22 protein-coding genes are annotated in these 23,575 nt (G+C 36.9%); 14 read left to right on the forward strand and 8 right to left on the reverse strand.

The window, feature by feature from the left end; genetic code table 11:
- Window positions 1-74: 74 nt before the first annotated feature.
- A complete protein-coding gene (locus tag C7H19_RS18430; RefSeq protein WP_106458392.1) occupies window positions 75-287 on the reverse strand; it encodes a hypothetical protein in 213 nt (70 codons plus the stop codon).
- Between the two features lie 54 nt (window positions 288-341).
- On the reverse strand, window positions 342-2,432 hold the full coding sequence (pta, locus tag C7H19_RS18435) for a phosphate acetyltransferase (protein ID WP_106458393.1): 2,091 nt from the start codon (window positions 2,430-2,432) through the stop codon (window positions 342-344).
- Between the two features lie 269 nt (window positions 2,433-2,701).
- Here pta and pyk point away from each other — a divergent pair, with 269 nt between their 5' ends.
- The 6 genes from pyk (at window position 2,702) to C7H19_RS26865 (ending at window position 8,330) form a co-directional block, all read left to right on the forward strand.
- Window positions 2,702-4,123, forward strand: coding sequence for a pyruvate kinase (gene pyk / locus C7H19_RS18440; RefSeq protein WP_106458394.1), 1,422 nt, complete (start codon window positions 2,702-2,704; stop codon window positions 4,121-4,123).
- A 22-nt stretch (window positions 4,124-4,145) separates the two neighbouring features.
- Window positions 4,146-4,847: a 2,3-bisphosphoglycerate-dependent phosphoglycerate mutase gene (locus tag C7H19_RS18445; RefSeq protein ID WP_106458395.1), complete on the forward strand. Its 702-nt coding sequence runs from the start codon at window positions 4,146-4,148 to the stop codon at window positions 4,845-4,847.
- Between the two features lie 182 nt (window positions 4,848-5,029).
- Window positions 5,030-5,386 (forward strand): hypothetical protein, encoded by a 357-nt coding sequence (locus C7H19_RS18450; protein WP_106458396.1) that lies wholly within the window; start codon window positions 5,030-5,032, stop codon window positions 5,384-5,386.
- A gap of 18 nt (window positions 5,387-5,404) precedes the next feature.
- Window positions 5,405-6,793: a flotillin family protein gene (locus C7H19_RS18455; protein WP_106458397.1), complete on the forward strand. Its 1,389-nt coding sequence runs from the start codon at window positions 5,405-5,407 to the stop codon at window positions 6,791-6,793.
- A gap of 14 nt (window positions 6,794-6,807) precedes the next feature.
- Window positions 6,808-8,121, forward strand: a complete 1,314-nt coding sequence (locus C7H19_RS18460; RefSeq protein ID WP_106458398.1) for a flotillin family protein — start codon at window positions 6,808-6,810, stop codon at window positions 8,119-8,121.
- A 35-nt stretch (window positions 8,122-8,156) separates the two neighbouring features.
- Entirely contained in the window at window positions 8,157-8,330 is a 174-nt protein-coding gene (locus tag C7H19_RS26865) for a hypothetical protein (RefSeq protein WP_245927627.1), read from the forward strand.
- 158 nt (window positions 8,331-8,488) lie between these two features.
- On the opposite strand, the gene C7H19_RS18470 is transcribed toward C7H19_RS26865, so the two are convergent.
- On the reverse strand, window positions 8,489-9,037 hold the full coding sequence (locus C7H19_RS18470; RefSeq protein ID WP_106458399.1) for a hypothetical protein: 549 nt from the start codon (window positions 9,035-9,037) through the stop codon (window positions 8,489-8,491).
- Window positions 9,038-9,254: 217 nt separating this feature from the next.
- On the opposite strand from C7H19_RS18470, the gene C7H19_RS18475 reads away from it, so the two are divergent.
- On the forward strand, window positions 9,255-10,841 hold the full coding sequence (locus tag C7H19_RS18475; RefSeq protein ID WP_106458400.1) for a glucose-6-phosphate isomerase: 1,587 nt from the start codon (window positions 9,255-9,257) through the stop codon (window positions 10,839-10,841).
- Between the two features lie 141 nt (window positions 10,842-10,982).
- Window positions 10,983-11,435: a protein tyrosine phosphatase family protein gene (locus tag C7H19_RS18480; protein ID WP_106458401.1), complete on the forward strand. Its 453-nt coding sequence runs from the start codon at window positions 10,983-10,985 to the stop codon at window positions 11,433-11,435.
- On the opposite strand, the gene hisC is transcribed toward C7H19_RS18480, so the two are convergent.
- The 5 genes from hisC to C7H19_RS18505 all read right to left on the reverse strand — a co-directional run bounded on the left by hisC (window position 11,432) and on the right by C7H19_RS18505 (window position 16,744).
- Entirely contained in the window at window positions 11,432-12,472 is a 1,041-nt protein-coding gene (hisC, locus tag C7H19_RS18485; RefSeq protein ID WP_106458402.1) for a histidinol-phosphate transaminase, read from the reverse strand. The two genes, C7H19_RS18480 and hisC, sit on opposite strands and share 4 nt — an antisense overlap.
- Window positions 12,473-12,552: 80 nt before the next feature.
- Window positions 12,553-13,233 (reverse strand): TVP38/TMEM64 family protein, encoded by a 681-nt coding sequence (locus C7H19_RS18490; RefSeq protein ID WP_106458403.1) that lies wholly within the window; start codon window positions 13,231-13,233, stop codon window positions 12,553-12,555.
- A 37-nt stretch (window positions 13,234-13,270) separates the two neighbouring features.
- Window positions 13,271-14,254: an arsenosugar biosynthesis radical SAM (seleno)protein ArsS gene (arsS, locus tag C7H19_RS18495; protein ID WP_106458404.1), complete on the reverse strand. Its 984-nt coding sequence runs from the start codon at window positions 14,252-14,254 to the stop codon at window positions 13,271-13,273.
- A gap of 60 nt (window positions 14,255-14,314) precedes the next feature.
- Window positions 14,315-15,487: a methyltransferase domain-containing protein gene (locus C7H19_RS18500; RefSeq protein ID WP_106458405.1), complete on the reverse strand. Its 1,173-nt coding sequence runs from the start codon at window positions 15,485-15,487 to the stop codon at window positions 14,315-14,317.
- A gap of 90 nt (window positions 15,488-15,577) precedes the next feature.
- Window positions 15,578-16,744, reverse strand: coding sequence for a histidine kinase (locus C7H19_RS18505; RefSeq protein WP_106458441.1), 1,167 nt, complete (start codon window positions 16,742-16,744; stop codon window positions 15,578-15,580).
- 153 nt (window positions 16,745-16,897) lie between these two features.
- On the opposite strand from C7H19_RS18505, the gene C7H19_RS18510 reads away from it, so the two are divergent.
- From C7H19_RS18510 to C7H19_RS18535, 6 genes are all read left to right on the forward strand, one after another.
- Window positions 16,898-18,487 (forward strand): glycoside hydrolase family 57 protein, encoded by a 1,590-nt coding sequence (locus C7H19_RS18510; RefSeq protein ID WP_106458406.1) that lies wholly within the window; start codon window positions 16,898-16,900, stop codon window positions 18,485-18,487.
- Between the two features lie 202 nt (window positions 18,488-18,689).
- Window positions 18,690-19,067, forward strand: a complete 378-nt coding sequence (locus C7H19_RS18515) for a phage holin family protein (RefSeq protein WP_106458407.1) — start codon at window positions 18,690-18,692, stop codon at window positions 19,065-19,067.
- Window positions 19,067-19,981, forward strand: a complete 915-nt coding sequence (locus C7H19_RS18520) for a histone deacetylase family protein (RefSeq protein ID WP_106458408.1) — start codon at window positions 19,067-19,069, stop codon at window positions 19,979-19,981. Before C7H19_RS18515 ends, C7H19_RS18520 begins: the two co-directional genes overlap by 1 nt.
- A gap of 177 nt (window positions 19,982-20,158) precedes the next feature.
- Window positions 20,159-21,133: a thiamine-phosphate kinase gene (thiL, locus tag C7H19_RS18525; protein ID WP_106458409.1), complete on the forward strand. Its 975-nt coding sequence runs from the start codon at window positions 20,159-20,161 to the stop codon at window positions 21,131-21,133.
- An 84-nt stretch (window positions 21,134-21,217) separates the two neighbouring features.
- On the forward strand, window positions 21,218-22,642 hold the full coding sequence (gene glgA, locus C7H19_RS18530) for a glycogen synthase GlgA (RefSeq protein ID WP_106458410.1): 1,425 nt from the start codon (window positions 21,218-21,220) through the stop codon (window positions 22,640-22,642).
- Window positions 22,643-22,769: 127 nt separating this feature from the next.
- Window positions 22,770-23,516: a cytochrome c biogenesis protein CcdA gene (locus C7H19_RS18535; protein WP_106458411.1), complete on the forward strand. Its 747-nt coding sequence runs from the start codon at window positions 22,770-22,772 to the stop codon at window positions 23,514-23,516.
- Window positions 23,517-23,575: the final 59 nt, after the last annotated feature.

A 23,575-nucleotide genomic window follows, 5' to 3' on the forward strand; every position in this document is an offset into this window, starting at 1 on the left:
TATTGTATTTTGCTATTGGTGCGTACTTTCTCGATTTCTCTTATTATTCCCTCTATGCAAAAAAAAATTCAAAATCATTTCGGAATAGCAGATAATAAAGAGCGTAGAGCATGATTAACCGCTTCCGATGTTTTAAAAACTTCTGCTAGATCAGGATCGAGAGTAATTACCAAAGAATTCGGTTTAGTCTGATTAGCAAAACGGTTAGGTTTAGCTTTACTATAATCAAAATCATATTCTGAAAGTAGCTCATCACCTTCTGAATTATAAATTTGTGTTTTTTTCATAATCTCTATGCTCTTTTTTTGTAGCTATACGTGCGCTCTTGTATCTATGATAATTTAACTTTGTGCTTGGATAGCAGTAATTACTACAGTATTCACAATATCGGGGACTGTACAACCTCTGCTTAAATCGTTTACAGGTTTTTTTAATCCTTGTAAAATCGGTCCGATCGCAATTGCACCCGTTTCTCTTTGTACTGCTTTATAAGTATTATTTCCTGTGTTTAAATCGGGAAAAATAAAGACACTTGCTTGTCCTGCGACTTCAGATCCTGGCATTTTTTGAGCGGCAACTGCTACATCAACTGCTGCATCATATTGTATCGGTCCTTCTAATTTTAAATCGGGTCTACGTTCTTTAGCAATTTGTGTCGCTTTACGAACTTTCTCGACTTCTTCACCTTTCCCCGATGCACCCGACGAATAAGATAATAAAGCGATTTTTGGTTCAACACCAAAACGTTTCGCGGTTTCGGCTGAAGTAATAGCAATTTCGGCTAATTGTTCGGCTGTAGGATTAGGATTTACTGCACAATCTCCATATACTAATACTCGATCTTCTAAACACATTAAAAATACGGAAGAAACGATAGTAAATTCTGGTAAAGTTTTCACAATTTGTAAAGCCGGTCTAATCGTGTGTTGGGTGGTGTGTACTGCTCCTGAAACCATCCCATCAGCATCACCATGATACACCATTAAAGTACCAAAATAGGAAACATCTTGAGCATAATCTTTCGCCAGTTCTAAAGTTAAACCTTTTGATTTTCGCAGTTCATATAGGGTATTAGTATACTGCTCAAATTTATCATATTCCTCTGGATTAATGATATTTAAATTATCAACATTTAAAGGAATTCCTTCTTTATTTATTACCTGTGCAATTTCCTCTTTTTTTCCGATTAATGTCACTTTTACAATATCTTGATCTAATAAAATAGCTGTTGCTTGTAAAATGCGCGGTTCGTTTCCTTCGGGTAAAACAATATGTTTTTTTTGAGCTTTTGCTTGTTGCACTAAATTATAAGTAAACCGCTTCGGAGTCATTCCTTTAAATTGAATATCTCGAATTTGAGTTTCTAATTTTTCTAAATCGACTGCTTGAGCAAACATTTGTATACAAAGTGCAATTTTTTCTTCATCTTCAGTTGTAATTGTCGAATAAACATCATGTACTAAAGATGCAGTAGTATAAGTATCTTCGGAAACTGATAAAATCGGAATAACATCGGGTAAACCATCAATTAAAGACGCGATCGCACTTTCTGGTTTATAACCCGTTGATAACACAATTCCCGCTAAATTTGGATAATTAGTCGATTGATGCGCTTGTAACATTCCAATGATCATATCACCGCGATCGCCTGGTGTAATCACCAAAGTATTCTCTTGAATTCTTGTTATTGCGTGTTGCATTTGCATCGCTGCAACTAAGTAATGAGATGCTAAACTATTCAATCTTTGATGTCCATATAAAACCTCTGCGTCTAATTGTTCTACAATATCTTTAACGCGAGGATTACTCAGTTTATTATTCTGGGGAATAACTCCTATAATCGACTCTGAATTATGTAATTCTTTAATGAGATTAGCTTTTAAATCATCTACATTTTCTAACAATGCTTTGTTAAGAATAATTCCAATAACTTGACAATCCTCATCTTGGTAAGCGTCATAAGAAATTCTGACTAAATTAATTGCATCTTCGACACTTTTTCCTTCTGCATTGCCTAAAATCAAAATCGGACAACCTAAATTTTTAGCAATTTTGGTATTTAGCTCAAATTCAAACGCCGAACTTTCTCCTAAATAATCTGCATCTTCACAGAGAATAAAATCACATTTCGCTTCTAATTGTTTAAATTTAGTAATAATTTTTTCTAAAATCGCATCAAAATTTTGATAGGCTAATAATTCGTTAACTTGCTTAGAAGTTAATCCAAAAGATTCATCATAAGTCTGCTTCAAAGCAAAATGATTAATAACTAGATCAATATCATCGTCTCTTTTCCCATTTCCAGAAGGAATGATTGGACGGAAAAAACCCACTTTAGTTGTTTTCCTTAAAATTAATTCTAAAATTCCTAAAGCAACAAGAGCCTTACCACTGTTGTCTTCTGTTGTACTAATAAAAAGTGATTGAGCCATAAGTAATACCGTGATTCAGACAGAATTAATGATTGAATTCCAACAAGTTTAGCAAAATCTAACACAAGTCGATAAACATATAAAATTTAATGGATTTTTAAGATTTTTTATGTTAATCCTAAATTCATCTAAACTCTGTCTTAGTAGGGATTTGCTCTCCAAACCCAGTCATTGTAATGAGATTAATTCATTTCATCATTATTTAACCTGAAATTATTACCATAGCCTTACAATAAAATTTTAAGTTGGAATTCTCTTCTAATAGACCTATGAAACCTTTAACGAAACGAACCAAAATTGTTGTAACCATTGGCCCCGCGAGTCGTTCTCCTGAAGTGATGAAAAAAATGGTCTCTTCAGGAATGAATGTAGCACGACTAAACTTTTCACATGGCAGTTATGATGATCATGCTCAAACGATCGCTATGTTACGTCAAGTTTCCCAAGATCTCAATCATCCTATTACATTATTACAAGATCTTCAAGGTCCAAAAATTCGCGTAGGTCAACTCAGCACAGGAGAAATTACACTCATTGAAGGGGATTATTTAACCTTAGTTCCTATAGAAGATTATCACGATCAACCTCACACCGTTTCGATTGATTATCCTTTTTTAGCAGAAGAAGCAACGGTCGGAACACAAATTTTATTAGATGATGGATTATTAGAATTGTGTGTGGAAGACATCCAAGGAACCGCAGTAAAATGCCAAATTATTGACGGAGGAATCCTAAAAAGTCGTAAAGGAGTCAATCTACCCAGTTTAAATCTTCGTCTACCTTCAATGACCGAAAAAGACGTACAAGATCTTGAATTCGGTTTATCTCAAGGCATCGACTGGGTATCATTAAGTTTTGTTCGCAAAGCAGACGATATTCGGATACTCAAAGCATTACTAGAAGAAAAAGGACATACTGATGTCGGTGTGATTGCTAAAATCGAGAAACCGCAAGCGATCGCAAATATAGAAGAAATAGTGGCCGAATGTGACGGTTTAATGGTAGCACGGGGTGATTTAGGAGTAGAAATTAGTCCAGAAAGAGTACCTTTATTGCAAAAGCAAATTATTAAACTTTGCAACATGAAAGCAATTCCCGTCATTACCGCGACGCAAATGCTCGAAAGCATGATTAAAAATCCGCGTCCGACTCGTGCAGAAGCAAGTGATGTCGCTAATGCAATTATTGATGGAACCGATGCAGTCATGTTATCGGGTGAATCTGCTATTGGAGATTATCCGATTAAAGCAGTAGAAATGCTCGCTAAAATTGCGATGGATATCGAAAAAGAAATTAGTTTTGAAAATAATCGCCCCGAAGAATCCGACGAAACCCATGCAATTACAGAAGCACTTGACGCGATCGATTCTACGTTAAATTTACGCTGTATTGCTACTTTTACTACTAGCGGTTACACAGCTATTTTAGTCTCCAAAGAGCGTCCTAGATCGCCCGTCGTTGCGATTACACCCGTCGAAAGAGTTTACCATCGACTTAATTTGGTTTGGGGCATTATTCCTGTACTGCTAGATGTTAAAGTTCAGACTTTTGAAGAAATTGTAAATATAGTAGATAGTTGTCTCAAAGAACGAAATTTAGCACAATTTGGCGATAAAGTTTTGATCACGGGTGGTATTCCTTTTGGAAAAGTTAAAAGTACTAATTTCTTGAAAATTCATACAATTAATTAATTCTTATAGGGTGATAAAACTTATGTCAAAATTAATCTTAACGCGTCATGGTTATAGTCTTTGGAATGCAGCTAATAAGTTTACTGGATGGGTTGATGTGCCACTCAGTGAACGGGGACGCGCTGAAGCAATGATCGCCGCTTGTAAAATAGATGATGAACAAATTAAAGTTGACGTTTGTTTTACCAGTTTGTTAATTCGTGCCATTGAAACAGCGATTATTTGTCTGACTGAATGCGAAGGTGTTCGTAATGGTAAAATCCCAATTATTCAACATGATATTGATGATCCTGACTGGCACGGATGGAATAAATATGAGGGAAACCCCGCCGAAGAATTGCCGATTTTTCCTACTTCTGCATTAGATGAGCGTTATTATGGTGAATTACAAGGATTAAATAAAGCCGATACGATCGCAAAATTTGGCGCAGCACAAGTCAAAGAGTGGCGACGTTCTTATTATACTCGTCCTCCTGGGGGTGAAAGTTTAGAAGATACAGTAAAACGAGTTTTTATCTTTTATGAAAGTCGTATTTTTCCCTATATTGAACACGGCAATAATATTCTAATTGCAGCACACGGTAACTCTTTGCGATCGCTAATTATGAAATTAGATAATCTAACCCCTGAAGAAGTCCCCAGTGTCGAACTTATTACAGGTATTCCAGTTGTTTATAATTTAGATGAAAAAGGAAATGTCTTAAGTAAAAAGATTCTCACCTAAAAACTGGCATAGGGGTAGGGAGTCCAAACCCTAAAAAGAAAAATTTAGAATTATTAAATAATAAAAATTTTTGTTAACCCTATTCTCAGAACGAAATAAAGTTAATATAATCATAATAGAGGATATAGCCTGTTTAATTAAATGAACAAAAGCAATTTTTTAAATTGTTCAATTAGCAATCAATGACACAACAAGAGTTAATAAAAATAGCAACTATTACTATAGGAATAGGAATAGTTTTAGGGACGTTTATCGTATTGCTTATTCAAGTGCAACGACAAAAATTAGTCATTAATAGTCTTGTGAGTCTTGAGCAACTAATCGGCTTAAGTGGAATTGTTGAAATTCCTTTTGATCAAAACAGTAAAGGAAAAATTAGAGTTAATGCCAAAGGTTCTTTAGTAGATATTGTTGCTTTATCCAATGTTTCACATCATTTTAAAGTCGGGGAGGAAGTCCTTATTATTGAAGCACACGAAAATAAAGTGCGAGTCATTCCAATGAGTTATTTAACAGATGAATTGCTGAATAATTCTTAACATAAGGTAGGCTATCAGATGACATCTAAACTAACAAACTTAAATCAAAACCAATCTTTAGAACAGTCTATTACTATTCAAAATTATCTACAAAATGAGCCATTAATATTACATCCACAAATCGTTAAAGCGGGAAGTTTTCCTTTAGCATTAATGATATTTTTATCGATTTTAAGCGTGTGGTTTTTTAAATCATTTCTATGTATTTGTCATCCCAATGAAGTTGTTATACTTTCGGGGCGAAAACGCAAAACAAAAGGAGGGCAAGACGTAGGTTATCGAGTAATTACAGGAGGGCGAGCAGTAAGAATACCGATATTAGAAACCATTAAAAGAATGAATGTGACAACAATGCCCATTCGCATCGAAATTCGGAACTCTTACGCCAAAGGAGGAACACCTTTAAATATTCATGCGATCGCTAATGTTAAAATATCTAGTAATCCTGAAATTGTCGGCAATGCAATAGAAAGATTTTTAGATAGAGATCGTTCGGAAATTAGTCGAGTTGCCAGAGAAACCTTAGAAGGAAATTTAAGAGGTGTCGTCGCAACATTAACCCCCGAACAAGTTAACGAAGATCGACTGAAATTTGCTGAAAGCATCACCTCAGATGTCAGACGAGATTTAATGAAATTGGGTCTAGAAATTGATACCATGAAAATTCAAAACGTCTCCGATGATGTGGGATATTTAAACTCCTTAAGTCGTGAACAAATTGCCTTAGTCATTCGAGATGCAGAAATCGCCGAATCTGATGCAAGAAACCAAGCGGAACAAATTGAAGCTCAATGTGAAGAACAATCAGAAGTCGCCAAAACCCAAGATAGAATTATTGTTTTAGAACAGGAAAACGACTTAAGGAAAATTAAAGCACAACTCGAACAACAAGCAAAATCAGAAGAAGAAATTACCCTAGCAGCAGCCAAAGAAAAACGAGCTAAATTAGAACAACAATTACAAGCTGTTAGAGCAGAATTAGAACGATTAAGATTAGAAGCAGAACAAGTTTTACCCGCAGATGCTCAACGACAAGCTAAAGTTTTAAACGCTCAAGGTGAAGCCGCAATCTTAGCCGAAAATGCCAAAGCAGAAGCTATAGTAAATGAAATATTATCGCAAGTTTGGCAAAAAACAGGTAGTGAAGCGTCAGAAATTTTCTTGATTCAACAACTAGAAACAATCTTAGAAGAAGCGGTGAAAATACCCAAAAATTTGTATCTAAATGAGATTCATGTTGTCGATAATGGCGATGGGAAATCTATCTCTAGTCTGATCAAGGTTTATCCAGAAATAGTCAATCAGTTTCTCAATAGTGTTAAACAAACTTTGGGTGTTGATGTTGTGGGAATTCTCACAGAATCCAAAAATAGTCAGACTAATAACAATCATAAAAATAACTTTTAATCAAGGCAAAAATCATGGAACCTATAGCAATTTTATTAGGAATTTTTGGCTTAGGAACAGGTGCAGCAGCAATTATCATTAAAAATTATTATCATATTTGTCAACCGAGCGAAGTATTAATCTTTGCAGGAAGTCGGCAAAAAATATCAAATCAACGTACTGTAGGTTATCGTTTAGTCAAAGGTGGAAGTAGTATTAAAATTCCTTTATTAGAGGAAGTCTTCCGCATGGATTTGACGAACATGATTATTGAATTAAAAGTTGTTAATGCTTATTCAAAAGGTGGTATACCTTTAACTGTGGAAGGAGTCGCTAATATTAAAATTGCAGGGGAAGAACCAACAATACATAATGCAATTGAAAGATTATTAGGCAAAAAAAGAAAAGAAATAGAACAATTAGCTAAAGAAACATTAGAAGGTAATTTAAGAGGAGTTTTAGCAAGTTTAACACCAGAACAAGCTAACGAAGATAAAATCGCTTTTGCTAAACATTTATTAGAAGAAGCAGAAGACGATCTAGAAAAGTTAGGATTAATCTTAGACGGATTACAAATACAGAAAATATATGATGACGTTAAATATTTAGATTCTATTGGAAGAAAACAGCAATCAGAATTATTTAGAGATGCGAGAATTGCTGAGGCTAAAGCAAAATCAGCATCAGTAATTAAAGACTCGGCTAATAAAAGAACCACATCTTTAAGAAAAATCCAAAAAGATTTAGAAGTCACTAAAGTTGATGCCGAAAAACGGGTTCGAGATGCTAAAACCAAACGAGTCGCAATGGTAGCAGAAGTAGAATCTTTAGTTATGGTAGAATTAACAAAAGTTCAAGCTGATGTAGCAGTACAACGAGAACGAATTAAACAAGTTGAACAACAATTACAAGCTGATGTAATTGCACCCGCAGAAGCAAATTGTAAACAAGCTATTGCTCAAGCACAAGGGGAAGCAGCAAAAATTATCGAAGAAGGAAAAGCACGAGCAGAAGGAGCTATAAAATTAGCTGAATCTTGGAAAGCCGCAGGAAGTAACGCTAAAGAAATTTTTCTATTTCAAAAGTTAGAAATCCTTCTAAAATTAATGGCAGAAAGTGTGCCAGAAGTAGAAATACAAAACGTTACTGTTGTTGATGGTAATAATGGCAATAATATTTCTAAAATAGCCTCTTTTATGGAACAACTTAAACAAACCACAGGAGTCGATTTAGAAAAAATAGCTAATCAATTAGCAGCCAGTGAGAAAAATAATACTAAAGGATTGATTCAAGAACAGCCTAACTTTGATGTAAAAAAAATCAATTCAGGACATACCAAGCAAGTCTAGAATAAATATTTTGCTATAATAATAAATAAAAAATTATGACTCAATCCTCACCTCAAAAAATTGTACGCAGGGGTCGCATTTTTCCAGAAATCCAGTGGACACCTGAAAGAATGGCTCAATACAAAGCCGAAAAAGAAGCTCGGTTTCAGCGTTATAAAGCCATTTTTGAAAAAGCCAAACCTCAACTTATTGACAAGTATTATGGTTAGTATATGGCGATCAAGCCGATCAGTGGTGACTATTTTATTGATGCGGATAAAGATAAGGCACGTCAAAAAGCACGGAAAAAATATCCTGATTTGAGTACTTGTATGTTTTGCATCAATGAAACTGGAGCCTGTGGCACAATATGATACAAGGTTCCTGATTATGAACAACCTTCAACCCATTCTACTTCAGGAAGTTTACCCGATCGATACCGCGTTACACGTTTTCCATCTGTTTCAAAAATAAGACGATAATTTTTATCTACAGCATCTTTGGGTACAAAAGTCAAGTAATGTCCTTTTTCAACATATTTATGAGGCGTAACCTGAATTTGTCCTGGATAAAGTGACTTAATCTGAGCTTCAGTATCACCGATTTTTGCACCACTAAGAGTCGTAATTTGGGGATTTACAATATCTATTCGGGAAATTGTCCCATTATTAACCATAAACCAGATATCTTTCGGTTTTCCTTGTGGTTTATAGTAAGCACATTGAGGATCGGGTCGATCATTCAGTACAATAGGAACACCGCTAGATTGAGTCGCTTGTTGTGGAGTCATGCCGACACGAATCGAACCGATCGCATTTATGGTAACTTTTGATTGTGTCGTTAGTTTCTCTTGAGCCATAGCCGTCATTACAATAAGAGAAAAACTTAAAAAAGCCATCCCAAAAAATAATTGTTTTTGAACAAGTTTTTTTAACATTCTTTTTAGATTTTCCACTCAGTTTATTATTAAGAGATTCTAACTTAACTTTAACTTAAGCTCGATAAAATGAGCTAAACAAGACTTCTATCTATATCATTAGTAAGTAGTAAGGATGGCTTTTAAACTTACATCGCTATTCTGATGTAATATAGTCACTCTTGGAGCAGGTATCATTTCAGATTCAACAGATCACATCAAAAAGCAAAATTTTGTTATGGAAAATTTACAACTCTGGCAAAGATATCAAGACTGGCTTTATTATCACGCGGGACTGGGATTATATGTTGATATCAGTCGGATGCGGTTTGATGAAAGCTTAATAGAAACCCTGAAACCCAAATTTGATCAAGCATTTGAGAGTATTCAAGCATTAGAAAATGGTGCGATCGCAAACCCAGACGAAGATCGCATGGTAGGGCATTACTGGTTACGAAACCCAGACATTGCACCCACAGAAGACATCAAAAACGAAATCGTTAGCAGCCTACAAGATATTGACACTTTTGTGCAAAAAGTTCATACGGGAGCAATCAAACCTCCACAAGCCTTTAAATTTACCGATATCCTTTCCGTTGGGATTGGGGGGTCTGCACTTGGTCCCCAGTTCGTTGCCGAGGCTCTAGCGCTCGATACTGCCCCAATGAATATACATTTCATAGACAATACCGACCCTACGGGAATCGATCGCATTTTCACTCGTCTTAAAGATCGTCTCAAAAGTACCCTCGTCATCATCACCAGTAAATCTGGTGGCACACCCGAAACCCGTAACGGAATGCTAGAAGTTAAAGCAGCCTATGAAAACCAAGGTTTAGACTTTGCTCAACACGCCGTAGCAATTACTATGACGGGTAGTAAGATGTACGAATTTGCTAAATCTGGTGGTTGGTTAGCGATTTTCCCGATGTTTGACTGGGTGGGGGGGCGAACCTCCGAACTTTCCGCCGTGGGATTATTACCCGCAGCCTTACAGGGTATTGATATTCATCAAATGCTCGAAGGTGCGAAGATTATGGATGAAGCCACCCGTATTCGAGATATTAAAACAAATCCTGCTGTCTTACTTGCTATGAGTTGGTATCATTCTGGTAACGGCAAAGGCGAAAAAGATATGGTGATGCTTCCTTATAAAGATAGCCTTTTACTCTTTAGCCGCTATCTGCAACAATTAATCATGGAATCTTTAGGCAAAGAAAAAGATTTAGATGGTAATACGGTTTATCAGGGAATTGCCGTTTATGGGAACAAAGGTTCTACCGATCAACACGCTTATGTGCAACAACTCCGAGAAGGTGTACCCAATTTCTTTGTAACATTTGTTGAAGTATTAGAAGATCGTGAAGGAACATCAATAGAAGTCGAACCTGGTGTAACTTCTGGCGACTATTTATCGGGTTTATTACAAGGAACCCGTCAAGCTTTGTATGAAAATCATCGTGACTCGGTTACGATAACCATTCCTCAAGTGAATGCACTCACCGTTGGCGCATTAATCGCACTTTATGAGCGTACAGTTAGTTTATATGCTTGTTTGGTCAATATCAACGCCTATCATCAACCTGGTGTAGAAGCGGGTAAAAAAGCGGCTGCATCAATCCTAGAATTACAAAATAAAGTTGTAGAAGCTATCGAGAGTGCCAGTGAATCATTAGATATAACGACTCTAGCAGATCGTTCAGGTGCAACAGATCAAATTGAAGCCGTTTATAAAATTGTCCGTCATTTAGCAGCCAACAAACGAGGCATTAAGTTAGAAGGGGATTTCAGTAAACCCTCTAGTTTAAAAGTTTCCGCAGCGTAAAGATTAAATTTGGGTGGGCATTTGCTCACCTTTTTCTAAGTTTTTTAATATTAAGATTTAGCAACAAATATTTTTGAAAAAATAGCACCTAAATGGTATCTTATTCACGATCACGGTAGTATTATTACGCACTCATAATCTATGGAAAGCATCAAAAACTATTATTTAATTACGGATAATATTGCGACATCAGGGCAACCGACAACCGATCAATTTACTGAAATTGCTCAAGCTGGCTATAAAATAGTGATTAATTTAGCACTTCCATCATCAGATAATGCTTTACCCGATGAAGGTGCGATCGTTACTCAACTAGGAATGATTTATCTTCATATTCCTGTGATTTGGGATTCTCCAAAAATTGAGGATTTACAATTCTTTTGTGAAGTCATGGAATCTACGAAAAAACATAAAGTTTGGGTACACTGCGCTTTAAACATGAGAGTGTCGTGTTTTATGTATCTTTATCGCAAACTGATTCTAAAGTTACCTGAAATACAAGCTCAATATCCAATGACAGAACTTTGGCAACCTAACAAGATTTGGCAGCAATTTATTCAAGAAGCCGAAGCAAATTTAATCACTTTCTGTTAATTCATAATATCTTTAATCGCTTTTAATAAACAATCAGTTTCTTCATCAGTACCAATAGAAATACGAACATAATCAGTAATACGCGGATGACTGAAATATCGTACTAATACTTTACGCTCTTTTAGTTTATTATAAAACTCTTTGGCGGTCATCCATTGGGGAGAAGCTAAAACAAAATTAGACTCAGAATCAAAAACAATAAAACCCATTTCTCGTAAAGACGTAATCAAACGACTACGAGTTTGGCGAACTTTTTGCCAAATGTTTTGAAAATAAGCATTATGTTCAAAGGCTGCCGTTCCCAAAGTTTGAGCAATTCGATCTAAATTATAAGAATCCCGTACTTTGTCCATTTGTTCAATAATCGCAGTAGAAGCAATACCAAATCCTACCCGCATCCCTGCTAAACTATAACTTTTAGACATAGTACGACTAATAATTACATTGTCGTATTTTTCTAAGAAATCTAAATGATTATCATCAGAAAAATCCACATAAGCTTCATCGATTAAAACGATACCGCTTGCATTTTTACAGGTTTCTTCTAGGTATTCTCGGTTGAGGTGTTTGCCGAGTGGAGGGTTAGGAGAAGCAAGAAAGATTAATTTAGCGTTACTGCAAATAATCGGCGAATCTAATTCAAATTTATCATTTGTTGTAAATCGTGTAATGTTTGCTCCATGTACCTTAGTAATGGTTTCATACAATGAATAAGTTAAATCTAAAAATGCAACGGTTTCACTAGGATTAACAAAGGTTCGTACTGCAATATTTAGAATATCATCCGAACCGTTTCCCGCTAAAACTTGTTCAACAGATACACCAAATACTTTTGCTGCTGCTTGGCGTAATTTTTTTGATATTGGATCTGGATATAATCTTACTTTATCTAGTTCTGTTTGTAGGGTTTGAAATATTTCTTTAGGTGGTGGATAAGGGTTCTCATTTGTATTAAGTTTTATAAAATCATTCGTCTGGGGTTGTTCTCCTGGAGTATAACCGGGGGTTTTACTTACACAATCTCGTATCGGTAACATCGGGTTTATTTTTGCTACGAATGCAACAAGAATAGTATATCGTTCTTGCGGGACTACTGCACGAAATAAAAACTAAAATATTATTTTAAGGTTTTATTTTCGTTTTGAGAAACCATTTGAGTATCTAAAGCTTTTTTAGAAATTTTAGTCACATAAACTGTAACAACAACTGTCGCCACTAATCCAACAATATACAATCCCCATTCTAGCGATGTTTTTTCTCTTCCTCCTGTTCCTAGAGTTGCGATGTCACCTACTAATGAACCAATATAGACAAACATAATGGTTCCGGGTAACATCCCAATACAAGAGGCTAAAATATAGTCTTTGAGAGAAATTTGAGTTAACCCAAAAGCATAATTTAGAAATACAAAGGGAAATAGTGGAGAAAGACGCGTTAATCCGACAATTTTCCATCCTTCTTGGGCAACTGCTTCATCAATTGCTTTAAATCTTGGTTGTTTGTCGATTAATTTAGATACCCATCCTCTCGCTAAATATCGTCCCGCTAAAAAAGCTGAGATAGCCGCTAAATTAGAGGCGACAATCACTAATAAAGAGCCTTTCACTACACCATAAATCGCTCCTGCACCAAGGGTTAAAATCGCCCCTGAGAGTAAGAGAATACTGGCTACAATATAGACAAAAGTAAAGGCAAAGTATCCCCCTATACCTAGTCCATCAATCCATTCTAGAAGACCTTGTAATCCATTTTGGATAGACAAAGTAAGCCCTAAGTAATTTGTTGCGACTATTGTCATAAAAATAATGATAAATTTTAATATTTTAATTAATATTTTAGACTAATGCGCCACCACAACTCGAACCACTTCCCGCAGTACATCCATAACAATAAGATGCGGTTTTAATTTCTTTGATAATATCTAAGTTATTCAGTTCTAATAATTTTGATACGGTTAAAATTTCTCCATTAACTGTTGTTGCTGGTATATTTTCCATTTGATTAAAATCACAATCATAAACTTGGCCTAAATAGTCTATTGAAAGTTGATTTAAACACATTAAACCAGAAAGCGTATTAAAATTGTAATTAGTTTCTAAAAACTTTAGATAAGGATAATAAAGATGTTGGTTTTTTAAATAATTTTTGGTTCTGCCTATGGGTAAATTAATAATTGTAAATAAATGATTGAAAACAATTCCAAAGTGTTCTAATAAATATTTTTTATAATCTTGTTCTAGTTGGATTTGATTAGGTGCTAAAGAAAATTTTTCACTTTTAGGAACTTGCGGATTATAAACTAAATATAAAACTAAATTTGGCTCTTTTCCATATCCAAGCTTATTTAATTTTTGTATTGCTTGAATCGATTTTTGATAAACTCCTGAACCTCTTTGTTGATTTACATTATCCTCTAAATAGCAAGGCATTGACGCAACAACTCTTAAGTGATGTTTAGCAAAATAGTTAGGTAAATCTGTAAATTGCTTTTCAAAAAAAATCGTTAAATTTGATCTAACAATCACTTCTTTATTTAACTTTCTCGCTGCTTCTACTATGGGTTTAAAACCATAATTCATTTCAGGTGCGCCACCTGTAATATCAACGGTTTCAATTTGGGGAAATTGTTCGATTAATTTGATTAATTGCTGACAAATTTCGGAGGATAATTCTTCAGTACGTTTCGGACTTGCTTCAACATGACAATGATGACAAGCTAAATTACATTTACGTCCTAGATTAATTTGTAAAACAGTGATTTTCTGTTTAATTAATGGGGTTTTAATTTGCTCTTGAAAAGGGGTGATAGATTGAACCATGAATAATTATAATTGCTTAGGTTATTTTTTTTAAGGGTTTAAAGACCAAACCCATACAAATTAACAACATTCATCAGGAATACAACAAGCAGAATCATCATTCATTACAGTCATGCGATAGTCTTGTCCTTTTGTTTCTTTAGAATGACGAATTGCTTTTCCTTTACAACTAAATTGAGTGGCTTTTTCTAAAGGGATATCTTCATAAGAAGGAACTGGAATAATATCGTTTGCATAAGGACTATTTGGATTCGTTAAGATGTTATATGTTTTATCACAAACGGCCATTCTTTCACCTCTACATAAAGTATGACCATCATCATCTTGAACTTGTTTCCAGGGTCCCTTGTAGATAATAGCTTGTTTACGTTCTAAACAAAGTCCGTCTTTTCCTTTATAGGCACGAACCGTCATTGAACGAAATTCTATACCATCAATTGTTTGCCAAGGTGTTGTTTCTCGTTTAAGTATTTCAACGCCATAAAATCCCGCTTCTTCAAACATTTTTAAGAATGTATCTTCCCGAAATGCACCCGCAATACAGCCACTCCATAAGTCAGGATTATTTAATATTTCTGGTGTTGGATCTTCATCACAAACAATATCAGAAATAACCGCTCGTCCGCCTCTTTTTAGAACTCGATAAATTTCTTTAAAAAGTTGCTGTTTATCTTGAGGACGCACTAAGTTTAAGACACAATTAGAAATGACCACATCAATGCTATTATCGGCAATTAATGGAGAATCGGAACGTAAGCGATCGCATTCTAACTCAAAATCTTTCCACTGTTCTAGAGACGTAATTGGATTGTTTTGTAACCAAGCTTCGACTTGAGCTAAATCTAGCGTTAAATCTTGGATTTTCCCCTTGACAAAATGTGTATTGTGGTATCCAACTTTATCAGCAATTTCAGATTGATAGTGACGGGCAATTTTTAGCATATCATCATTAAAATCGACACCAATCACTTGACCTGATGCACCAACTTTTTGAGCAATGATATAACAATTTTTTCCTGCACCAGAACCAAGATCTAAAACGGTTTCGCTCTTCAAAATATAACGAGTTGGATCACCACAACCGTAATCTTTTTCGAGAATTTCTTGAGGAAGAATTGATAAATAGTTTCCCTCATAGCTCGTTGGACAACATAAACTGTCTTCTTTTTGTTTAGCACCTGCTTGATAGCGTTCTAAAACAGTTCCTTCAACATCATAAGTCAGGTCAACCATATGTCAATAAATCTATATTTTGGACTAAGAATAAAATCGACTGAGCCATTTACGTTCATCTCTTAAGATTAATGTAACTTACCTAGAACTTTAAGGACAAACGGGTAAAGTAAAATTAAAACAACTGCCCTCACCTAAGACACTATCGACCCAAAGATGTCCATGATGGGCGCGAATGACTTTTCGACATAAAGATAATCCTAAACCATAACCGTCTTTAGCTTTGTCACGTTCGAGACGTACTCGCGCCTCAAAAATCGAGTCTTGCTGTGCTTCGGGAATACCAGGGCCTGTATCACAAACGCTCAATTGTACTTTTTGGTTGGTACGATGGATCACAGAAACAGAAATTTTTCCCCCTTCTGGTGTGTATTTTGCCGCATTATCGAGTAAATTGATAATAGCTTGGCGAATCAATTCAGGATCGGCGTAAACTGGTGGTAAATCTTGAGGTAAGTCAACTTCTAGAATTTGGGCTTTGTCTTGAAAACGCTTACAGAATTGTTCTAGCACTTCTTCACACAAAGGCTGTAAATATAGACAGGTATGATTTACCGTAAACTCAGATTGATTATGTCGTGACGCTTCTAACAAATCGGTAATCAGTCGATTCATAATGCGAAACTGATTTTTAGCTTGTTGATACAATTGTTCTTTAAGCTGTCGAGTGCGATCGTTTTCGGGTTGAGCCTGTACTAATTCTAGTGTTTCGAGTGCGATCGAAGCGGCGGTTAGAGGGCTGCGTAAATCATGAGCTAACAACGCCAATACTTGATCTTTAAACTTTAATTGTGCCTGTAATTCCTCTTTTTCTTTTTTGAAACGGAACACCTCATCAGAAAGTCGAATGAGTTCTGCTGAATATTCAACCGATGCTACTCCATCAGATTTAGAATTACCATTACTCATTTCTTTTGTTTGTTGTTCTCCTATTGCCTTTAACCAACGTCCCCACCATTTTTTTAACTGTTCTAGCAAATTACTGCCAGCTAAAACATGACGAGGTCCTGGGGCAATTTTGACTAATGCGGGAGTGGCAACTAGGCGAAAATGCTCAACTAAATGAGGTTGTTCTTTAATTTCAATGATTTGCAGTTCAGACAAGAAGTCGCCCTGATTGCTTTTAAGATAGACTTGAATCTGATGGATGATCTCTTGAGAATTGGGGCGATCATCGACAAACAGCAAAAGCTGAAGCACCTGCGGCGCTGTGGGGGTGTTTCCATTAGAAATTTGAGAATCGTTAGGCTGTAGCACAGAAATAGCACTCAATGGGCTAAAAAAATAACAGTCGAAACAAGAAAATTTTGCATTTTACTACTTCTATCATTTTAGAAGCTTAAGATAGTATAAAATCTACTCAACATCATCGTAAAATTTTATTCACATAAAAGTAATAGTGGAATTGTTATGGCTTTTGGCTATGTTGCCCTTGTCCTCCATGCTCACCTGCCGTTTGTACGCCATCCAGAAAGTGACTATGTTTTAGAGGAAGAATGGTTATTTGAAGCAATTACAGAGACTTATATTCCTCTGCTCCATGTATTTGAAGGTTTAAAGCGAGATGGCATTGACTTCAAAATGACCATGAGTATGACACCGCCCTTGGTGTCGATGTTGCGAGATCCTTTATTACAAGATCGTTTTGAGGATCATCTATCTTTACTCGAAGAACTGGCAGAAAAAGAAGTTGACCACAATAAAGATAATGGTCACGTCCGTTATCTAGCGGAACATTACGTCGAATCCTTCGCTCAAATTCGGGCTACATGGGAACGCTACGATCGAGATTTAGTCGGGGCTTTTAAACAATTTCTCGATAGCAATAACCTCGAAATTATTACCTGTGGGGCGACACATGGATATTTTCCCCTAATGAAAATGTATCCCCAAGCGGTTTGGGCGCAAATTAAGGTCGCCTGTGAACACTATGAGGAAACCTTTGGTCGTCCCCCTAAAGGGATTTGGTTGCCTGAATGTGCCTATTTTGAAGGCGTAGAACGGATGCTTGCTGATGCAGGACTCCGTTACTTTTTAGTCGATGGTCACGGAATCTTATACGCTCGTCCGCGTCCCCGTTATGGTTCATATGCACCTATTTATACAGAATCGGGTGTCGCTGCTTTTGGGCGAGATCATGAATCATCGCAGCAGGTTTGGTCTTCTCAAGTGGGTTATCCTGGTGATCCAGTTTATCGGGAATTTTATAAGGATCTTGGATGGGAAGCCGAATACGAATACATTAAGCCCTATATTATGCCCAACGGTCAACGGAAAAATACAGGGATTAAATACCACCGTATTACCAGTAGACAAGCTGGTTTATCGGATAAAGCCCTCTATGATCCTTATTGGGCAAAAGAAAAAGCCGCCGAACACGCTGCCAATTTTATGTACAACCGTGAACAGCAAGTGGGCAATTTAGCAAATATCATGCAACGTGCGCCCTTGGTGGTTTCTCCCTATGATGCTGAATTATTCGGTCACTGGTGGTATGAGGGTCCTTGGTTTATCGATTTTCTCTTCCGTAAGTCTTGGTACGACCAAAATGTTTATGAGATGACTCATTTAGCGGACTATTTACGCTATAATCCCACTCAACAAGTTTGCCGTCCATCCCAGTCGAGTTGGGGTTATAAGGGATTTCATGAATATTGGCTCAATGAAACAAATACTTGGATTTATCCCCATTTACACAAAGCGGCCGAACGTATGATCGAATTGGGTACACGGGAACCCGCAGACGAGTTAGAATGGCGAGCTTTAAATCAAGCAGCTAGAGAATTACTTTTAGCACAATCTTCGGACTGGGCGTTTATTATGCGGACTGGTACGATGGTTCCTTATGCAGTACGTCGGACTCGTTCCCATTTGTTACGTCTGAATAAGCTTTATGAAGATATCCACTCAGGTAAAATCGATTCGGGTTGGTTAGAAAAAGTCGAAGAGATCGACAATATTTTTCCGAATATTAACTATCGCGTTTATCGTCCTTTGTAGTCGTCGAATAGAAAACATTTGTATTAATCGTCAAACAAGAATATCTTGTAGGGGTTTGGTCGACAAACCCTAATTTTTAATAAAATGCTTGACATTTTTTATTTTTTGTGTTACTGGGGGAAGGTGTAAGATTTTTCAACTCGATCGCGTTATCTTGGTTTACCCTTAAAATTAAAACAACCTACATTCTTGTGTTTTTGTTATGGATATTCTCAGTCTGCTCATTTCTCTTGTGGTGACTGCCATCAGTTTTATCATTATTTCTAAGCTTCCCATCGGTGTAGAAATTGATAATTTTAAGAAAGCTTTGATTTCTGCGCTAGTTTTTGGGTTACTGAATGCCTTCGTCAGACCTATTATAAGCTTCTTTGCGTTTCCGTTTACTCTGATTACCTTTGGGTTATTTGCTTTTGTCATTAATGCGATTATATTTGGGTTAGCAGCAGCTTTAGTCCAAGGGTTTAGATTACGGAATGGGATAATTAGTGCTTTACTGGGTGCGATCGCTTTAGCTTTTGTTAATTCTATCTTAAATCAAATTTTAGTAAGCGTTCTGGGTGCTCCTGTTCGCGTCAGATAATGAATTTACCGATAGTTTACCATCCTAATTATGTCGCGCCTTTACCGGATGGTCATCGGTTTCCGATGTCTAAATTTAGTCTTTTAAAAGAACTCTTGCTCAAAGACGGAATTATTCAAGAGGATAATTTATATATTCCAGAAATTCCACCACTAGAGTACATCGAGTTTATTCATACTCCTGAATACGTTAATGCTTATTGTACAGGGACACTTGATCCTAAAGCACAAAGACGTATTGGTTTACCTTGGACTCCTGAACTCGCTAACCGAACTTGTACGGCAGTTGGTGGGACAATTTTAACAGCAAAACTGGCCTTAGAATATGGTTTAGCTTGCAATACCGCAGGAGGAACCCATCATGCTTTTCCCCATTATGGCTCAGGATTTTGTATTTTTAATGATTTAGCGATCGCAGCAAGAGTTTTACAAAAATCTAATCTAGTTAAAAATATTTTAATCGTCGATCTCGATGTTCATCAAGGGGATGGCACCGCAAGTATTTTCCAAAATGACGAAAGTGTTTTTACTTTTTCGATGCACTGTGAGGCTAATTTCCCCGGAACTAAACAAAAAAGCGATTTAGATGTTCCTTTACCCGTTGGTTTAGACGATGACGGATACTTGCAAACTCTAGCGCAATATTTACCCGATTTACTCTCACAATTTAAACCCGATCTTATTTTATACGATGCAGGTGTTGATCCTCATGTACACGATCGCTTAGGAAAACTCGCTTTAACTGATATTGGACTGTATCGCCGCGAAATGCAAGTTTTAAGTACTTGTCTCGCTTCGGGTTATCCAGTTGCAGCAGTTATTGGGGGCGGTTATGCTGATGATTTAGAAGCTTTAGTTTATCGTCATTCCATCTTACATCGTGCAGCAAAAGAGGTTTATCGGACTATGGGGTAATTTTGAACGGACTAAGTTTAAAATTTAATTGAATACCGTAATACCGTCAGTGAATGAATTCACGCATCTTAAGCGCAAGTCCATTAAAATGGACTGAATAGAATTAGTCGGTTTTAACCGACTTTAGCTTTGAGACAGAGAATTTATTCTCTGGAGTTCTGAAAATTATAACGATTAGTGGAAAATAGTATTAAAGATATTGGTGAACAAGGATTACTCAAAATCCTACAGCAGTTTTGTCCACCCGAAATCATTGGGGATGATGCTGCTATTTTAGAAGTCAAAAACGGACATTCTCTCGTCGTGACTACTGATGTACTGGTTGATGGTGTACATTTTAGTGACCTTACAACCTCTCCTGAAGATGTAGGATGGCGTTGTGTTGCGGCAAATTTATCGGATATAGCGGCAATGGGGGCAAAACCGCTAGGAATTACAGTAGGATTAGGATTACCGCCTGATACGTCTCTTGATTGGGTAATACAACTCTATGAGGGAATGACATACTGTTTAAAGCAATATGATACCGTCATTGTCGGGGGTGATATTTGCCGGTCTTCTGTGATTAGTGTCAGTATTACCGCGCTAGGATCAGTATTACCGAATCGTATCATTAGCCGTTTTTTAGCAAAACCTGGCGATGCTATTGTTATTACGGGGTGTCATGGTTTATCCCGCGCTGGACTAGAATTATTACTACATCCTGCGAAAGGGAAAAATCTAGAACCAAATTCCAGAAATATCCTAATTCAAGCTCATCAACGCCCAAAACCGAGATTAGATATTTTAGACTCATTATGGAACCTCACAGACTATTCTATTGCGGGGATGGATAGCAGTGACGGGTTAGCGGATGCAGTCCTACAGATTTGTCGTTGTAGTCAAGTTGGGGCGAAAATTAATCAAAATGCCATACCTTTACCTTATGCTTTGCGTAATTTTGTGTCGGATGAACAAGCTTTAGATTACGCATTGTATGGTGGGGAAGACTTTGAATTAGTATTGTGTTTACCCTTAGAGATAGCCGAAGCATTTGTGGAAACAATAGGACAAAATGCCGCGATTATTGGTCATATTACAGCAGAAAAAGAAGTTAGGATCAACGATCGATTATTATACCTAACAGAAGGATATCAGCATTTTAGCCATTAAAAATCCGAAAAAGATCTTCATTGTCTCCCCTAAACCCCTATAATCGTTGGCAATGCAAACCAAAAAAGGGAACGCTTGGCGTATATGCGAATTTTATTTGTTTCTGCTGAGGCTGCACCAGTTGCCAAAGCAGGGGGTATGGGTGATGTTGTTGGGGCATTACCAAAAGTATTACGACAGCTAGGGCATGATGTAAGGATTTTTCTGCCCTATTATGGCTTTCTGCCCGATAAGATGGAAGTTCCAAAAGATCCCATTTGGAATAGTTTTGTGATGTTTCAAAACATTTCAGTCTATGAAGCAACCCTACCAGGTTCAGATATTCCCTTGTATTTATTCGGTCATCCGGCTTTCTTGCCCCGTCGGATTTATAGTGGAGAAGACGAAGACTGGCGGTTTACCCTTTTTGCAAATGGGGCGGCTGAGTTTGCTTGGAATTATTGGAAACCCGATGTTATTCACTGTCACGACTGGCATACGGGAATGATTCCAGTATGGATGCACCAATCACCCGATATTGCTACTGTTTTTACTATTCATAATCTAGCTTATCAGGGTCCTTGGCGTTGGTTTCTTGATAGAATTACTTGGTGTCCTTGGTATATGCAGGGTCATAATACAATGGCTGCGGCGGTTCAGTTTGCTAACCGTGTGACAACAGTATCGCCGACTTATGCTCAACAAATTCAAACCCCCGCTTATGGGGAAACTCTAGAAGGGTTATTATCATTTATTAGCGGTAATTTGGTCGGTATTCTTAATGGTATCGATACAGAAAGCTATAATCCGGCAAGCGATAAATTTCTAAACAAAACTTTTACGGCTGATACTCTAGATAATCGTGTAGCGAATAAAATAGCCTTACAAGAAGAATTAGGACTAGAAGTCAACCGCAAAGCGTTTTTAGTCGGTATGGTAACTCGTTTGGTTGAACAAAAAGGTATTGATTTAGTCATCCAAATTTTAGAACGGTTTTTGTCTTATACCGATGCTCAGTTAATTATACTCGGAACAGGCGATCGCTATTATGAAACGCAGCTTTGGCAAATGGCTTCACGTTTCCCCGGTCGGATGTCGGTTCAGTTACTCTATAATGATGCTCTATCACGGCGTATTTATAGCGGTACCGATGCGTTTTTAATGCCGTCTCGCTTTGAACCCTGCGGCATCAGTCAACTTCTCGCCATGCGTTATGGTTCCATTCCCATTGTACGCCGTACAGGTGGTCTAGTGGATACTGTTTCTTTCCATGACCCAGTAGAAGAAACAGGAACAGGGTTCGCTTTTGATCGCTATGAACCCTTAGACCTTTATACTTGTTTAGTCAGGGCGTGGGAAAGTTTCCGCTATAAAAATGATTGGCACAAATTACAACAACGGGGAATGCAACAAGATTTTAGCTGGTACAAATCAGCTTTAGAATACCTGAAAATCTATAAGCAAATCAAGGGACAGTCTGACGCATTAACCGAAGACGAACAAAGTAAATTAGCCCTAGTTACGGGTTAAACTGTAGGGGTTTGGTTGCCAAACCCTAAAAAAGATTTTTATATCATCTACACCTAACCTAATAGGTTAAACTGTAGGGGTTTGATTTCCAAACCCTAAAAAAGATTTTTTGTTAAAAGCGTCCACTATGTGGGATACCATTCAAACCCAACTCTATCATTTAGAACAATTCGCCAACTCTAGTGTTACCTCACAACTGACTCATTTAAGTGGAGTTAGTATTGGTGTAATTTTCCTCGCAGGTTTAGTGACGAGTCTCACCCCTTGTATGTTGTCCATGTTACCGATTACAGTGGCTTATATTGGTGGATATGAAAATCAAGGACGATTTCACGCTACGATTCAATCAATTTGGTTTTCTTTAGGACTTGCAACCACTCTAGCCGCTTTAGGAATTTTTGCCGCTTTTGTTGGCCGAGTTTATGGACAAGTGGGCTTGGGTTTACCGATTATTGTAAGCCTGATTGCGATTATAATGGGCTTAAACCTGCTGGAAATTGTAAATATACCTCTCCCCTCGATTGGTGCAACAGATTGGATTAAAAGCGATTTTCCCGCCAGTTTACGGTCTTATTTATTGGGTTTAACTTTTGGTTTAGTCGCTTCTCCTTGTAGTACCCCAGTTCTAGCTACACTCCTCGCTTGGGTCGCAAACACTCAAGATCTCTGGCTCGGTGCAGCGTTATTATTGTCTTATACTGCGGGTTATGTTCTGCCTTTAATTTTAGTTGGAACGTTTACAGCGTCTTTAAAAAAGATTTTATCATTCCGACGTTGGTCAGCTTGGATTAATCCTGTCAGTGGCTTTTTATTAATTGGTTTTGGTGTTTTTTCTTTATTATCGCGTTTGCCTCAAGGCGTATTTTTAAATTAGGTTTTTTGATAAATATGTTTAATTGTAGGGGTTTGGTCTCCAAAGCCAACATTAGATGA

Origin of the sequence: Aphanothece hegewaldii CCALA 016 (assembly GCF_003007785.1) — a bacterium.
In the GTDB taxonomy this organism is placed as follows: domain Bacteria; phylum Cyanobacteriota; class Cyanobacteriia; order Cyanobacteriales; family Microcystaceae; genus Chroococcus; species Chroococcus hegewaldii.